The organism is Sphingomonas sp. SORGH_AS_0950, from assembly GCF_030818415.1.
GTDB lineage: Bacteria > Pseudomonadota > Alphaproteobacteria > Sphingomonadales > Sphingomonadaceae > Sphingomonas.
Window position 1 is genome coordinate 31,353 of the sequence record NZ_JAUTAE010000002.1, and the last position, 15,437, is coordinate 46,789.

Sequence of the window (15,437 nt, forward strand, 5' to 3'; positions counted from 1 at the left end):
GCCTGGGGGTTGGTGTTCGACATTGAAGGAACCTGGATGAGCGATCTGTCACGACGTGGAATCTTGGCGGGTACGACGATGGCCGGTCTCGGTTCCATAAAGGCCGGCTTTTCGCAAGGCGATGCAGGTTCTGGCGCTCGCCATACGCCGAGTGATTTTGGTGGCGATCCGTCCGGTCAGCGCGATTCCACCGCCGCGTTGAAACGCTGGGCGGCGCAGGGTGGGGCGCTCTTTCTGCCTGCGGGGCATCGTTATCTGGTATCCGACACGCTAATCGTCACGGTCGATGGTACGCATATCGACGGGCATGGCACGCTGGTGGCGGGTTCCTCGCTCCTGGGTCGGACGCTGCTCCGGATCGATGCCAGCGACTGTATCGTCGAGAATATTCAGGCGGTGAATCCCGGACGGGTCCAGGCCAAGACCGGGCCACGAACCGGAGCTGTTCTGCTGCGCGGCCATCGCAATCAGGTGAGGGGCTGTACGATCGTCGATTTCCAGATGTGCCTGACGACCGATTCGACCGGCGAATTCTTCGACAATCTGTTCGCCTTCAATCGCTGCGTCGTGATCGGAACTGGGGGAGAGGATCGCGGCGACGGGATCACCGACTGGGGGGGGCGTTCACGCATCATCGGCAATGTGGTCGAGGCGGCCCCTGGGATCGGCGGCAAGGTGAATGATTGCCGGATCGGGATTCATGTCGAGGCAATCGGGGCCGATGCCAGGGAGCCCGGTAATCCGGATCACGACGCCGCATCGGAGATCACCGGCAACATCGTCATCCCCTCGCCTGACGGAAGCGGCCGTTTCCGGCGGTGCTATTCCGCCGAGGGTATTCGTGGCGTGCGCATCGTCGGCAATTACGGCCGGGGCTGGACATGGGACGGAATCTGGCTGGTCGGTGCCAGCAGCCGCGCGGTGGCGATCGGCAACGTCCTGCGTCATGACTCTCCGGCGCCGGCGCCTACCGATGGCGCGGAATGGAGCCCCGACCGCGCGGGCATCCTGGTTTATGCCAGTCTTGGCGTGGCGCAGCGCGACGTGCGGATATCGGACAATATCGTCGAACTCGGACGGGCGAACAACTATGGCATCGCCGTCCGCGCCGCACAGAGCGACATCACGGGCATCGTCATCAGCAACAACAGTTGCATCGCCGATCAGCCTGGCAATCGGGGTTCGGTGGGCATCTTCTCCACCGATGTCTCGGACGTCCAGATCAAGAACAATCGTGTGAAAGGACCATGGCACTATGGTATCGCGGTGATCGCGACCGATCGTGCCGATGTTGCGGACTGCACCGTTTCCGGGACGGCGGATTTCGGCATTTCTTGCCAGAACAATCCCGGCCTGATGCGGGTCGCGCGTAACGTGGTCGAACAATGCGCCCATGGCATTGAAAGCGCGGGGAATAAAACGGCGATTCTGTCCGACAACGTCCTCGACCGGGTGGCTGGCATGAACCTGTCATTCGCCGGGCGCGATAACGCGATCGTCCAGAACAACATCAGCACCGAGGCGGGTGCGAGGGTGGTGCAATTCGGCGAAGGCCTGCGCGTGGCGCTGAAGAACAATATCGGTTTCGATCAGTAGGCGACTGCCGGCTGCCATCGAACGGGGAGTGATCGAATGAATATAGTTATTCTCGCACCGATGGTGCGGATCGGCATGCGCCTTTATCTTCAGCGCCTCCTGGACGAGGCCGCGATCGCGGGCGCGCGCGTGACGGTCATTGCGCCCGACCATGTCGATATCGACACGGCATATCCCATCGTGAAGATTCGGGGCGGCAGCAAATGGGCGGTGGCCTGGGCCCAGGTCAGTCCGTTCACCTTCCTGCGTATCGCCTTCACGATGATTCGGGGCCACTTCGAATTGTTGCACATCATCAATGGCGAAAATCGTCCGATGGTGTTGTGGGCCTTGCTGCTCGCCCGGATACTTGGGATACGGAGCCTGGTCACGGTTCACGACCCCTTGCCGCATCCGTGCGCACGGTTGGATGTCGCGACCCATCGCCTAGGAGTCCTGTCGCGCCAGTTGGCGGACGAGTTGAACATTCACGATAAGGCGCATCTGCCTATCGTCGACGAGGGGCAAGGCAAGCCGATTCACGTCTTTCCTCTGCCCGATATCTCAAAGTCGTTTCCCAAGCCTTCGGTGTTTCAAAAAGAGCAGGAGGTCTTGTTCTTCGGCCGGATGGAGCCGTACAAGGGGATCGACAATTTCGTCGAGTTGGGCCTGCGAATGCGCGGCGAGGCGCGCTTCGTGCTTGCGGGCGCGGGCAATATCCCAGCCGCACTGCTCGAGCGGATGCGCGAAAATCCCGACATCTTCGTGATCGAGCACCGCTATATCTCGGACGAGGAGATGATCGGTTTCATGGACCGGGCAAAGGTTTTGCTCTTGCCGTATCACAACGCTACCCAGTCCGGCGCACCACCCGTTGCGGCTGCGCGAGGCGCGATGCCCATCGGATTTGCCGTCGGGGGATTGGCCAACCAATTGCCCGCGCTGGGCGGCATTGCTGTCGCTGCTGGGGATCTTGATGCTCTGGAACGCGCGGTGCGTACTGGCCTGGCGACCAGCGAGAGCGCACTTTACCAACTTACGCTTCAGTCGGACCCGTTCGAGGGAGCAGTTCGCGAATTGTATAGCGCGCAAAATCTACTCACCCCGATCGTCGTGGCTTAAGGGGCTACGCAACCCGTAGAGCACCCGCCGCTATTCTGCTGGGCGGCGGGTAAAACGAAATTCCTTGTTGACCTCGCCGTTTGCACTGCTGCGACCGTAAGGCAAGGCTACCAAAATGCGGGTCACCGCCCGGGTCAGAGGGCGTTCGAGATACCAGTATCCATACAGGGCAATTTCGCTTGCGACCACGATGCAGGTGAAGGTCACGGCCATTGCGGCGATCGAGCTATGAGCGCCCACCACGCCGAAGACCAGGTAATTCACCAGAATGACCACATAGATGTGGATCAGGTACAGGAAATAAGAGGCATCGCCTAAATCGGCCGGGCGCTGCCATCGCAGCGACGCGAAATACGGTTCAGCGATCAGAACGCCCAGCACGATCAGGGTGGCGGAGGCGAACCACCCCATATCGCCGTGATTGAGCGCATGGTTGCCATAGAGCATGGCGATCCCAACGCACCCGGCCATCGCCGTAACAACACCGACCAGGGGTGAGATCTTGACGGCCTTACGTGATAATAGGGCCCAGATTAGGCCACCTGCCACGAATTCCAGCGCCACGGGTTTCCCGGGAATGAAACCCGGATGATTGAACACGGTACGAAATATAAAGCAAAGAAAAAGTACAGCCGCGATGAAAACCAGCCTGGTATATCCGTGCCGAAAGAACGCCAGGGCTATTGTCGAGAGTGCATAAAACAGCATTTCGTATGATAGCGTCCAGCCGACCGTAACGATCGGTTTTTTGTCGATGAAGAAAAGGTTCAGCACGATCCGCCGAATACCCGACCTGTCGTTTAGGTCACTGAACATGTCGGCTCCGGTCATCGACCAAGCGAAAATCACCGCCGCGATCATTAACCAATAGATCGGAATAATGCGGCCGATGCGTCTTGCAGCAAAATCATAGGCAGTTGTCAGCCCTCTGGGCTTGCCAGCCATAAGGCTGAACATTACATAGCCACTTATGATAAAGAAGATATCTACACCAATGCCGCCGATCCATCCATCATAGATTTGCATGTTATATTGGTACATCACGTCGTGGTTATGCGCGATCAGAACCAATAGAGCGGCAATCGCTCTTAGCCACTGAAGTCCAATGATTTTTTTGCCAGTCATTGTATGGCTCAATGGCCGCCCTAAAGTTGAAACTCAATCAACATATTGAGAAAATGATTTTTTTGCCAGTCATTGTATGGCTCAATGGCCGCCCTAAAGTTGAAACTCAATCAACATATTGAGAAATCGCGGTTTTCCTGATTAACTTGCGTTTAGATTCGGGGGATTGGAGTATGGCGCTGTTTTGGTTGTCGGATGAGGCGTGGACGGCGATCGAGCCGCATCTGCCGAAGAACCAGCCCCGGCGCGCGGCAGGTAGAGATCGGCGGGTGATCTCGGGCATCGTGCATGTACTGAAGGTGGGCTGCCGCTGGGTGCGACTGCCCTGCCGATTACGGGCGATCCACGACGATCTACAACCGGTTCAATTGCTGGGCGCGCCGGGGCTTCTGGCTTAAGCTGCTCGACGCGCTGATGGGTGTAGGCGTGGTCACGAGGAGCACTGCGTCTATTGATCCCGGCATTTGATGGTGCATCATCGGCGCAAGCCTGAAAGGATGCACTATGGGACAGGTTCTACACGGGAGCGCCCGCACGACAGAGGCAGTCCGTCGAGCGATACAACATAGTCAAGAAGGCCTGAGAACTCTGGCGAAGCGCTATGGCATCAACCAAAAGACCGTGGCGAAGTGGAAGAAGCGCACAGCAGTCAAGGATTTGCCGACCGGGCCGAAAGACCCGCATTCGACGGTGCTGACCATTTAGGAGGAGGCTGTCATCGTTGCCTTCCGCCGGCATACGTTACTGCCGCTGGATGACTGCCTGTACGCGCTACAGGCGACGATCCCACACCTCACACGCTCGTCGTTGCATCGCTGTCTACAGCGTCACGGGATCAGCCGTCTGCCCGAGGTCACCGGCGACAAGACCCCAAAGCGCAAGTTCAAGACCTACCCGATCGGCTATTTTCACATCGACATCGCCGAGGTCCAGACGGCCGAGGGCAAACTGCGGCTGTTCGTTGCAATCGACCGGACGAGTAAGTTCGCCTTCGTCGAACTGCATCAGGAAGGCGGCAAAATGATCGCGGCGCAGTTCCTGCGCAATCTGGTCGCGGCCGTGCCTACCGTATCCACATCGTGCTGACCGACAACGTCCTATGTCGGGAAGCAGCGGCGGGTTTTGGCCAGCAGATATCCAAGCGCCGATAACCATCGGCGCGGCATGCATTCTGAGCCAGATGGCTCCCGCCGTCAACGGGATCGCTCCCTGCCATAGCAAACATAGGATCCAGCGGCACCGGGGCGGCCGTGGTCCTCACTGTCCTTAAAACGAGATACGCACCCAGGTGGAAGGCCCGAACATTATCTACAGGGTCGCCCGACGAGCGCCCTCACGGCACTTGGCTAGAGAGGGGGCCTTCCACCTGGCATCCGACCGTTCGAGGAACGGCCGGTACTCCGTCCCCGTCTTGACGACGGCGTGAGCCACGCGCGCCATCTTGGCGGTGAGCGCCGTCATCGCCTTGCGGCGACGGTCGGCATTGTCCGCGTGCCCGGCAGTGTACTGTCCGAGCTTGTCGCGGAAGCTGTTGTCGCGCTGACGCGCGGCGACCTGGGCAGCCATCTAGAAGGTGCGGCGCATGCGCGCGTTGCCGTACTTGGACAGCCTGGTGCGGCCTCGGAACGTGCCCGACTGACAGGTCGCGAGATCGAGGCCGCAAAACTTCCGGAACTGGCGATGATGGTTGAAGCGCCGCAGATTACCGGCCTCCGCCAGGATGGTCAGCGCGTTGATGGGACCGATGCCCGGAATGTTGCGCAGCAGTTGGTAATCGACGTCATCGGCGAGCCGGCTATGGGCCAGCCGCTCGATCGCGTCGCGCTGCTGGATGAGGTTGCGCCCCTGCGCGATGACCATGCGGAACATGGTGATGGCTGCTGAGTCTTCCGGCACCGGCAGTGCTGCCGAGGCGGACGCCGTCTCGTAGATGTCGTTGATGAGCCGTGCCTTGGAGACCTTGCGGCCGATAAGCGGCCAGGCCGCGGCCGAGAACGCCTCGCGGTCCAGGGCCGTGATGGTGGCCGGTGTCGGAAACCGCTCGATGAGCGCGAGAAACCAGTCGGACCGACTATTGCCTGCGAAGCGGGCGATCTCGGGGAAGTACAGTGGCAGGTAGTGGGTCAGAATCCGGTGCCAGGTCTGCGTCTTCATCCGAGAGATCGTCTCGTGGGTCTTCGAGATCTCCTGCAGGTCATTGATGCCCGCAGCGAGCGGGTCGACGTAGCGCTGCGTCGCGCCGATCCGCAGCATGTGCAGGATGACTTGCGCGTCCTTGGTGTCGTTCTTATCCCAGCCGTTGTGCAGCGCCTCGCGCGTTCGGGCGAGCGCCACCGACGAGATGAGGCGCAGCTCGAACTGAGAAGCCCCTAGTTTTCTAGGCGTTCCTGTCGATTTTCTGGCGAAACACGCTGTCCCACATGGCCAAGCTGGAGGCAAGCAACAGAATCGCGGTACTGGCGTGTCTCAGATAGCTGCCAAGATCGGGTTCGAAGATCGTAATGACAACGATATGTGCAAAAAACAGCGAAGACGGCCAGGATACGATTCGGTTGGCGCTGCGCATTCCGGAAAAGGAAAGCCAAAAGTATATGCAAACATTCAGGAAAAGGAAAATGTTGTTTGGTGCCAATCTATCAAAAGGAAGGTTGAGCCGAAAGGCGGCGTAAAAGAAATTTGCGATGAACGAAAATACGCCGTTGGGTTCAACAAGATTTAGGAATGCGCTTCGATTTCCTTCACCGGCGAATCCGGCACGTGCCATATTCACCATATCTCTTTGCATTTGAAGGGTGTCGTATACCTCCTTGGGAACGAGCGCCATGACGATCGGAATCGCGACCAAAAGCACCATTCGCCACGAAATTGGTGCTTCTATGAACAGAAGAAGGAAAAGCCATACCGGAATAATCAGCAGATAATATTGCCGGAATATCACGGCATAGGCGGCGTAAAACAGGGTTACGCCCGCCACTTTTACCCACACAGAAACACGCCCGCGGGTCAGGAGAAATGTTGCCGCGATCGCGAGTGGGATCGTAAACGTGTCTTTCACGAAGAACGGCAGATACAAGCTCAATGGCGCCAGAAGCATAAAGCCGGCGATTGCCAGCATGCGCGGCATTCGCAGCCACCACAGGAACATGGCGATCAGGACACCACCGAAACCGAAAAGGATTAGATTGCGCAGGCCAGCATTGGTGTGGGCGTAGATGAGCGACATGAAGCCATAGCCGTCGAACGCCTCGGGCGAGTCCGCGCTTCCCGCCATCGTCGCCACTGTCTCGGCGTCGCCGGCCTGGAGGGGAAACAATATGGGGACGACGATGATGGCAGCGATCAGCAACGCTCCGGACAGAACGATCGCCAGGTTGCGTGGCCAAAGCGGCCATGCCCGTACGTGACGGACAACATTCCTGGCGGATCGATGGGGGTGTATCGGGGTGGACATCGTCATTCTGCATCGTCCGGGAAAACAATGAAATTCCGGTTGCCGCTCAGGTGGCGCATGACAAGCTGCGACATGGCGAGGCCCTGGGGTAAGGCCCTTATGGGAAAAGCGGAATCACCCGTGCAAGACATCATTCTTCCCTTAAAGCGAACCGCCACATCATAGCACTGACGTCCTTAGCGCGCCCATGGCCTATTCAGGAAGCCAGGAAAAACGCCGGCTTAGCGATCACCGCCGGTCCCTTCTCGATCACGCTTTCTTTTTTGCCGAAAATGCCTACATGCAGGCGCCGTATTCGCGGATCATGGGCATGATCGGTCCATCTCATCTTTTCGCATCCCCACCTGTCACAAAACCGACGCTCATCTCAAAAATTGAGGTTCCGGCTGGAGGAATCAGTGTTTTTTCGAAAATTTTCGAAGTTCAATCCTTCATCATCTGTTTCCTACTTTCTATATTCGAGAGTATGGCAGGTCGTATCTTTTTCTGTGAACCTCGTCCTGATAACGACTGTATTTCGTCCTGTTGAACAGGGTTTCTATTACGCATTTTTGAACTTCATCGCCTATATGACGCTGGCAGAGTTCGGATTCAATTTCCTGCTTACCCAATTTATGAGCCATGAATGGGTCAACGTACAGGTCATCGATGGATGCGTACATGCTCCCGATCGCACCAAGGCACGCCTCGCCTCTCTTTTGCGCGTTGCCTCGATCTGGACATCGTTCATGATCGCCGCATCGATATTGGTGATCGGCGTGGGCGGGTGGGTGTTTTTCCGTACGTCCCCAAATGCCAATACGCTGACGTGGCAAATGCCCTGGGCGCTTCTGGTCCTGGCGATTTCGACGAACCTGATCGTCTATACGTTGCGCGCAATCTTGGAAGGCATGGACCTGATGCATCTGTCGCAGCGAGCGGCCTTCATTGCGACCGCGCTGTCGTGCATCGTCCTTTGGACCGCAATGACATGCGGGCTGGGCCTTTACTCGCTCGCACTGTCCCAGGCCTGCGTGTCGGTGGTGCTACTGGCGCTGTATGTTCCGCCACTTCTGCCGATCCTACGCCTCCACGGAACGAAGACGGCCGGCCATAACGTCATCAGCTGGTGGCGGGATGTGTGGCCCGTGCAGTGGAAGATCGGTGTGAGTTGGATCGCGAACTTGATCATCAACCAGTCGTTCGTGCCGTTCATCTTTCACTATCAGGGTGCAATTGAAGGCGGACGGGTCGGCATTCTCATCCAGGCCTATTCCTTCGCCAACATGGCGGGGCAGGCCTGGCTGCAAACCTCGATGCCGAAACTCGCGCAACTCTGGGCACGCGATGATGTCGAAGGTCTTCGTCGCATCGCCAGCCGCATCGTCCTGAAATCCACTGCCTTCACTTTTACGATTGGGGCGGCCGCCCTTGTCGCCGTCGCCTTGGTGAAGATTATGCTTCCCTTTTATGGGCAGCGCATCGGCAATCTTTCCGCGCTGGCATTTCTGATGGCGAGCTGCGTTGCCTTTCAGGCCATCAACGTTTTCTCCTATGCCGTGCGGGCCAACAAACGTGAGCCGTTCATTTGGCAGAACATCGTCTTCGCTATGTTGATTGCCACCAACAATTTTATGCTGTCGAGAGTGTCGAGCACGATAATGTTTGCCGGATTTCTCGCTGTTATCCTGTTTGCCATCATACCTTGGGTGCACAGCATCTGGCGGCGGGAAACTCAACTTCCCTCGCACAATGCGAGGCGAACGGCTTAGGTGTTCAGTCCCGGCATCTGGTGGATCGGGTCGACGATGAACCGGTCTGGCTCTGACGTCCAGATCTTAGCGATGTATTCGTAGGGTGTGAGCCTGCTGAGCGTCTTGAGCCGGCGGGCAAAGTTATAGGCGGCCATTAAGTCGGCGAGGTGCGTCCGGAGCTGGTCGTGGCTCTCGTAGTGGAAGCGTTTGACGGTCGCCTCCTTGATGGTGCGGTTCATCCGCTCGACCTGTCCGTTGGTCCAAGGATGGTTCGGTTTGGTGAGCCGGTGCTCGATGTCGTTTGCCTCGCAGATGATGTCGAAGCGCATTTGGCGGGACCAGGCGGTTTTCCGGTTGCGGGGCTGCTCAGCTGTACGCCTGTCAGCCTTGCCGACTAGAGCGGATTCTGATCAGTCTGGATCATAACCACAGGAGGTGAAGTAGTTGGCGCATTCCTGTGGTTGGAACAGATCGACCAACCTGCCGATGAGGGACCACAAGCCCGACACGGTGCGTTCGCCGGCCCTGCGCAGCATAGCCTTGAGGCGGGCGAAGGCCTTCTCGATCGGGTTGAAGTCGGGACTGTAGGGCGGGAGAAACATGAGGCGGGCGCCTGCGGCTTCGATGGCTTCACGGACGCCGGCACGCTTGTGGCTGGACAGGTTGTCCATGATGACCACGTCGCCGCGTCCGAGGTCGGGCACGAGAACCTGTCGGACGTAGGCCTCGAACCAGTCGCCGTTGATCGGGCCGTCGAGCACCATCGGCGCGATCATGCCGGTCATGCGCAGGCCAGCGACCAGCGTGGTCGTCTTGCGATGACCATGTGGGTAACCCATCCGCAGCCGCTCGCCCCGCCGGCAGCGGCCGTGGCTGCGGGTCATATTGGTCGCCGTCCAGGTCTCGTCGATGAAGACGAGCCGCGCAGGGTCGAGGTCGAGCTGGCCATCAAACCAGTCCTCACGCGCACTCAGGACGTCGGCGCGATCCTGCTCGATCGCATGCCCGGTCTTTTTTTGCGCGTGATCCCGTGACGGGCAAAGAAGCGGTGCAGCGTCGAGATCGCCACCGTCACGCCCGCCTGACCCAGCTCGCGACGCAGCTCGTCCAGCGTGATGTCGCGACGCGCTTCGTGCAGCGCCAGGATCGTGGGCGCATGCGCTTCGATCCGCCGCGACCGCGTGTCCCCGCCCTGCGGCTTGGCGGCATAGGTGCCCGTGCTGCGGCGCTGGTCGTGCCACCGGATCACCGTCGCGGCCGCCACACCGAACCGCACCGCCGCAGCCCGGCAACTCATCCCCTCGTCAACCGCGGCCAGCGCTCGCGATCGTAGATCCATCGACAACGGCTTGCCCATCAATGCCGGCCTCCATCCAGCCAGCACCGTGAATCAGATCAGCTCGGCCATGGGAATCCCCCGTCGACTCAGGTCGGCCGGAAAACGCTCTAGTTGAGTGACCGCGAACTTGCTCGTGCGGTCTATGCCGACGAACAGGTAGAGCTTGCCTTGGGTAGTCTGCACTTCGGCAATATCGATGTGGAAGAAGCCGATCGGGTAGCGTTTGAAGCGTTGCCGCTTCGGTTTGTCGCCTTCGATGTCCGGCAGGCGGGAGATCCCGTGCCGCTCCAGGCATCGGTGCAGCGCGGAGCGCGTCAGATGCGGGAGCGACGGTTGCAGGGCGTAGAGGCAGTCCCCCGCCTACGCGGGGGCAGGCCAGCTGCAGCAGCGTGTCGCCGGAACGCCACAACCATTGCCTCCTCGGCCTCGGACAGGGTTATCGAATGAGGGGCCTTCAGGTCCTCGACCGTCGCCCTCTTACGCCACTTCGCGACCGTCTCGGGGTGATCCTGAGCTGGCCCCCATTTCGACCGGACGGATTCAAGCCTAAGAAGGAGGCTTGGGGCTATCCCCTAAGCATAGGCTTATGTCCGTGTCCGAAATCATCACCGACGGCGGTCGTCGCCGTCACTGGAGCACGCCTGAGAAGCTGAGGATCGTCGAGGAGACGCTCGATGGTCGCGAGAGCATATCGGTGGTGGCACGCCGCAACGGCGTGGCGCCGAACCTGCTGTACCGCTGGCGGCGGCTGATGCTGGAGGGCGGGAGCGTCGCGGTCGCCGGCGACGACGACGTGACCAGCAATCGCCAGGTCCGCGAGATGGAGACCCGCATCCGCGAACTGGAGCGCCAGCTCGGCCGCAAGACGCTGGAGGTCGAGATCCTGAAGGAGGCGCTGGAGCGCTCACGCCCAAAAAAAGCGAGCTTGCTCATGCACTCGCCGTTGCCGGAGACTATCCGGTGAGCCTGGTCGCCAAGACGCTCGGGGTCGGGCGCTCGACGGTGTACGACCGCCTGACCGGCCGCACCCGGACGCGCGGGCCGTACGCCAAGGCCGACGACGCGGACCTGCTGCCCCGCATACGCCAGATCGCCGCGCAGCGGCCCACCTACGGCTACCGCCGCATCGCGGCAGTCCTCAATCGACAGCAACGCGCCGAAGGACTGGCGCCGGTCAATCACAAGCGCGTCTATCGCATCATGGCCGCGGACCGCCTGCTGCTGGCGCGGCGCTACACCGAGCGGGCCGACTATGGCCATGACGGCGTCGTGGTGGCGATCCGCTCGAACCTGCGCTGGTGCTCGGACGGCTTCGAGTTCACCTGCTGGAACGGCGAGGTCGTGCGCGGCGCCTTCATCATCGACGCCCATGACCGCGAGATCATCGCCTGGCGCGCGATCGCCAATGCGGGCATCAGCGGCTCGGACGTGCGCGACATCATGCTGGAAGCCGTGGAAACCCGCTTCGGCGGTATGCGCGCGCCCGTGCCGGTCGAGATGCTGTCCGATAACGGCTCGGCCTATACTGCCCGCGAAACACGCACCTTTGCCCGGCAGCTGGGCCTCAAACCCTGCTTCACGCCCGTTCGCAGCCCGCAGTCCAACGGCATCTCGGAGGCCTTCGTTCATACCCTCAAGCGCGATTACGTCCGCGTCTCGCCGCTGCCTGATGCTCCCACCGCGTTGACATCGCTTGCCGGATGGATCGAGGACTACAACGACAACCACCCCCATTCAGGGCTCAAAATGCGTTCACCGCGCGAACATCGCGCACTGGTTTCTGCAACCGCCTGAATCCGTCCGGTGAAACGGGGGCCAGATCAGATCCCCAACTCACGGCTCAGCGTCACGAGCGAAGCTTGGCGTGCTGTATTGCTGCTCGGACGGCGTGCGTGGTCGTGGCGCTTCCGTGACGTACCTGACCCATACGGCATCCTTCCTTTCCAACGAAGGGATCGCACCATCAAACCGTGGGACCAAACACTTCACGTCGTCGCTTTCGCCTGTATCATGATGAAACAAGCTACCGCACTCGCCGTAAGTTCATAGCAACCTCTAAAACCGAACCTGGGTCACCAATTTGCAGAACCGGTCGATCGTCATGCGGGCAATGACGCTGACCCGATCATCAATGCTATACGAGAACGTCGCGTGGTTCGCATCCACGATCAGACCAGCGCAGAATTCCGTCCCCTTCTTCTCGAAGAAAAACGGACGCGACATCGATAGCGGGCGCATGTCGCGATCGACGTGAACGAGCTGGCTGAGATAGTAAAATGGCATGAACTTTACGGAGGCACTGCGCAATTTCCGGCAAGCGAAATGGACTACGAAGACATAGCCATTTTCCCACTCTATAAGCTGGCTGGATCCACAAAAACCGGCTAGCTCCTCCGCTCCCTCATGTAATATCCCGGTAGCTCGAGGCTCGATGCGGGAAGGTTGCGTCATGTCATGGGGCAGGGGCAGCGCATAGGTTTCCATGCGAGCGGCGTCATAGACGATCTCGATGTTCCCATCGCGTACGAAAGGCATCCAATTCTTTTCACGTCTTTGCCCATGGGGCGATGAAACCAGGCAGAGCCCAGTGATTTTGTGACCTTCTATTCGACCTACGACCATTGTGTTGCGAACGTCCGTCCAGTCTTTGGAACGAACATTGCTCGCAGACCAGATTGCGTAGATTTGCTTATCGAAGATAAATATTCGGGGATCCTCAAGTCCGTTCTTCGCCTCTGGAATTGCCTTGCGGAAATTTCCCTCATCAAGCTTTTCGGTCGATTTTATATTCATATCTCGATCGAAATGGACGACCCAGTTTTCCGAATCGACAGAAGATGGCCCACCTACAACAGTAATTCTTTGAAGAAACCTCGATAAGGTGTAATTTACTGTGCGAACAAGCGCTAGGATTCCTAAATCTGTCTGAGCTACAGATAGATTATGCGGATGATAGTTGGACGGAATATCGACAACGATCCGCTTTTCGGGAGGATGATCCGAGAAAATCACTGCCGCCTCGCGAACGATATTATATTCGCGTCGGAGCGCCGGCTGAGACGAAATCCACACCCGAGCGGCATCGGCGACCATTGACGTTATTCGCTTCAACATGTGTGATGCAGATCCTAAAACTGGATAATCAGAAGGCACCGGAGGGGGCCGAAGGCGAAGGACGCCCACATATAGGGATCGTACACGGTGTCCTATAGCTGGGCCATTCCAATCCGCTATAGCGCTTATAGCCCATCATGGTCCCTACCACTTTGGTAGAAGAGTGATTGACGCTTTGTCCGGGGTGCGTCTGCAGTAAGGGCATTTCGTGGGGCGGAGAGCGTGCCAAGTGGATTAAGGATCGCTTGGCGGACTACTGGGAGGCTGGGTTGCGGCAGCGGCCCAAGGGATTTTCCCGTCCCGCCTTAGGCTCAGGATCTATAATTTGCGTCCACTCGTCGGTCGTCGCTTGAGGGTCTCTAGGATCTGTCCGCACTCGCCGACCTGTTGGTCGGTGGTGCTGTATCGGGTCTCACAAGGCCGGACGTTGCATTGACTCGAAGCGGGCTTGGCAGCCCATCTGATAACCTTCGCAGATCGTCCGTCCCTGCGTTCCCTCGCGGGACACCGCCATCGGGTCAGCTGGAGAGCGTCACCGCTGGCGAGGGGGGGGCTTACCGTATTTCAGGCCTCGAACAAGGTGCCGTCGCGCAGCATGGCATGCATGATGACGGCAAGGCTGCGGGCGAGCGCAACCCGGGCTTTCTTGAGGCCGCGCCGCTTTGCGATCTTCAGCGCCCAGGTCTTCAGTGCAAAGGTCTGCCGCGTGCGAGGCAGGATCGAGTTCGCTGCTTCGTATAGGAGCTTGCAGACAGTGCCGTCGCCCTGCTTGGTGATCTGGCCAGTCCAGTCGAGTTCGCCGGACCGATGGCGGCGGCGACCGCGGCCGAGGCCGAGGCCAAGGTCTGCACGCCGACGCCCGGAATGCTCATGAGCGCCTGGCAAGGCGGAGACGTGATGCTGATGGCCTTGAGTTCGCGGTCCATTTGGCGGATCTCATCAACCAGGCCGACCCGCGGCCGGAGCAGCGCGGCCACCGCCTCGCCGAGACCCGGGACAGCGATGGCGGCCTGCACCCGTACGAGGAACCGTGCCCCCTGGCCTGCCCCCGGCCTGATCCCGAAGGTGGCGCAGAGGCCGCGGATGGCGTTGTCGAGGCGGACACGTGCTTCGACCAGATGCGCGCGGGCGGTAATCACCGAGCGCACCCCATGCGACGTCGGCGATTTGACGTGCACTTCCTTGTAGAAGCCGGTCCGGGCCAACTGTGCGAGGCCTGCCGCATCATGTGGATCGGTCTTGTTCGCCTTCATCGCCTTTAGGCTTTGATGCGCCTGCCGTGCATCGACGCACACGATCGCGACGCCCAGCGCGTGCAAGCCCCGCGCGACCCACGGCGTCATCCGGCCGGTCTCGATCACCACGCGTTCCACGGGCCATGGCGTTCCAGGAGCGTGGCGTTCGCTTCCGGCGTGCTGTCCACGCCTTCCGCCGCGACCTTGCGCCCTTCGGCATCGACAATGCAGACGTGCGACGTTTCCATCGATAGGTCTATTCCGGCATAGTGCTTCATAGCTGCTTCCTTCCTTCGGGTCTGACAACCAGAAGGTGTGCCGCTCAGCCGGTCAGAGGAAGCAGCTACAAATTACGGGATGACTCAGGGCCGCGAGCAAAGCCTGCGATTGCTGTTTGCAACTCGGACGGCGTGCGTCGTAGTAGCGCTCCCGTGACGTACGGCCTCCTTCCATTCCAACGAAAGGATCTCATCATCAACCAAACATCAATGGTGCTCTTTCCATTTGGCAAGATGGTGTCATTCGAATCTGGCACCGCTATTCTAAAATTGATAATATTTCTTATGTTAAATATTCTGGCGCGGTCAGGGTGTTACGTATATTGTGCACAACATGGTGCACATCAAACGACAGTCAAACAACCGTAATAGCCTGATCGCAGCGCGAATCCGGTCTTGAGCCTCTCTGCAAGCGGCTGCGTCAGGCTCCCGCACCAGTTGCCCGCCGGTCACCCTATGACGCAG

The 15,437-nt window shown here is 59.3% G+C and carries 11 protein-coding genes and 5 pseudogenes; 6 read left to right on the forward strand and 10 right to left on the reverse strand.

Annotation, left to right across the window (positions count from 1 at the left end; translation table 11 throughout):
• Positions 1-198: 198 nt before the first annotated feature.
• The gene (locus tag QE385_RS18905; RefSeq protein ID WP_307104906.1) at positions 199-1,596 is read left to right on the forward strand and encodes a right-handed parallel beta-helix repeat-containing protein; all 1,398 of its coding nucleotides are present in this window, start codon (positions 199-201) and stop codon (positions 1,594-1,596) included.
• Positions 1,597-1,632: 36 nt separating this feature from the next.
• The gene (locus QE385_RS18910) at positions 1,633-2,697 is read left to right on the forward strand and encodes a glycosyltransferase (protein ID WP_307104909.1); all 1,065 of its coding nucleotides are present in this window, start codon (positions 1,633-1,635) and stop codon (positions 2,695-2,697) included.
• A 30-nt stretch (positions 2,698-2,727) separates the two neighbouring features.
• Here the strand turns inward: QE385_RS18910 and QE385_RS18915 are convergent, their stop codons facing one another.
• A complete protein-coding gene (locus QE385_RS18915) occupies positions 2,728-3,822 on the reverse strand; it encodes an acyltransferase (protein WP_307104911.1) in 1,095 nt (364 codons plus the stop codon).
• 173 nt (positions 3,823-3,995) lie between these two features.
• On the opposite strand from QE385_RS18915, the pseudogene QE385_RS18920 reads away from it, so the two are divergent.
• Both QE385_RS18920 and QE385_RS18925 read left to right on the forward strand, forming a co-directional pair.
• Positions 3,996-4,248, forward strand: a pseudogene (locus QE385_RS18920) (transposase); the annotation flags it as partial.
• Between the two features lie 78 nt (positions 4,249-4,326).
• Positions 4,327-4,916: pseudogene (locus QE385_RS18925) on the forward strand (IS481 family transposase); the annotation flags it as partial.
• A gap of 252 nt (positions 4,917-5,168) precedes the next feature.
• Here QE385_RS18925 and QE385_RS18930 read toward each other — a convergent pair.
• The 3 genes and pseudogenes from QE385_RS18930 to QE385_RS18940 all read right to left on the reverse strand — a co-directional run.
• A pseudogene (locus tag QE385_RS18930) lies at positions 5,169-6,180 on the reverse strand (IS110 family transposase); the annotation flags it as partial.
• A 19-nt stretch (positions 6,181-6,199) separates the two neighbouring features.
• On the reverse strand, positions 6,200-7,279 hold the full coding sequence (locus QE385_RS18935; RefSeq protein ID WP_307104913.1) for a hypothetical protein: 1,080 nt from the start codon (positions 7,277-7,279) through the stop codon (positions 6,200-6,202).
• Positions 7,280-7,469: 190 nt separating this feature from the next.
• A complete protein-coding gene (locus QE385_RS18940; RefSeq protein WP_307104915.1) occupies positions 7,470-7,601 on the reverse strand; it encodes a hypothetical protein in 132 nt (43 codons plus the stop codon).
• Between the two features lie 160 nt (positions 7,602-7,761).
• On the opposite strand from QE385_RS18940, the gene QE385_RS18945 reads away from it, so the two are divergent.
• A complete protein-coding gene (locus tag QE385_RS18945; RefSeq protein ID WP_307104917.1) occupies positions 7,762-9,024 on the forward strand; it encodes a hypothetical protein in 1,263 nt (420 codons plus the stop codon).
• On the opposite strand, the pseudogene QE385_RS18950 reads toward QE385_RS18945, so the two are convergent.
• From QE385_RS18950 to QE385_RS18960, 3 genes and pseudogenes are all read right to left on the reverse strand, one after another.
• Positions 9,021-9,311 (reverse strand): annotated as a pseudogene (locus QE385_RS18950) (integrase core domain-containing protein); the annotation flags it as partial. The gene QE385_RS18945 and the pseudogene QE385_RS18950 sit on opposite strands and share 4 nt — an antisense overlap.
• Before the next feature lie 105 nt (positions 9,312-9,416).
• Positions 9,417-10,363 (reverse strand): IS630 family transposase gene (locus tag QE385_RS18955; protein ID WP_307098127.1). Its coding sequence is split into 2 segments (ribosomal slippage): positions 9,417-10,027 and positions 10,027-10,363, totalling 948 coding nucleotides; the frame shifts between segments, so codons are not numbered across the junction.
• Positions 10,364-10,453: 90 nt separating this feature from the next.
• A pseudogene (locus tag QE385_RS18960) lies at positions 10,454-10,914 on the reverse strand (IS481 family transposase); the annotation flags it as partial.
• 17 nt (positions 10,915-10,931) lie between these two features.
• On the opposite strand from QE385_RS18960, the gene QE385_RS18965 reads away from it, so the two are divergent.
• A protein-coding gene (locus tag QE385_RS18965) for an IS3-like element ISGbe2 family transposase (protein ID WP_307098189.1) occupies positions 10,932-12,139 on the forward strand; the annotation gives its coding sequence in 2 pieces (ribosomal slippage) (positions 10,932-11,256 and positions 11,256-12,139; 1,209 coding nt in all).
• A gap of 261 nt (positions 12,140-12,400) precedes the next feature.
• On the opposite strand, the gene QE385_RS18970 is transcribed toward QE385_RS18965, so the two are convergent.
• From QE385_RS18970 to QE385_RS18980, 3 genes are all read right to left on the reverse strand, one after another.
• Positions 12,401-13,438, reverse strand: a complete 1,038-nt coding sequence (locus tag QE385_RS18970) for a hypothetical protein (protein ID WP_307104919.1) — start codon at positions 13,436-13,438, stop codon at positions 12,401-12,403.
• Between the two features lie 707 nt (positions 13,439-14,145).
• Complete coding sequence (locus tag QE385_RS18975) at positions 14,146-14,820, reverse strand: transposase (RefSeq protein ID WP_307104921.1); 675 nt, start codon at positions 14,818-14,820, stop codon at positions 14,146-14,148.
• Positions 14,817-14,972: a hypothetical protein gene (locus QE385_RS18980; protein WP_307104923.1), complete on the reverse strand. Its 156-nt coding sequence runs from the start codon at positions 14,970-14,972 to the stop codon at positions 14,817-14,819. Before QE385_RS18980 ends, QE385_RS18975 begins: the two co-directional genes overlap by 4 nt.
• Between the last annotated feature and the right edge of the window lie 465 nt (positions 14,973-15,437).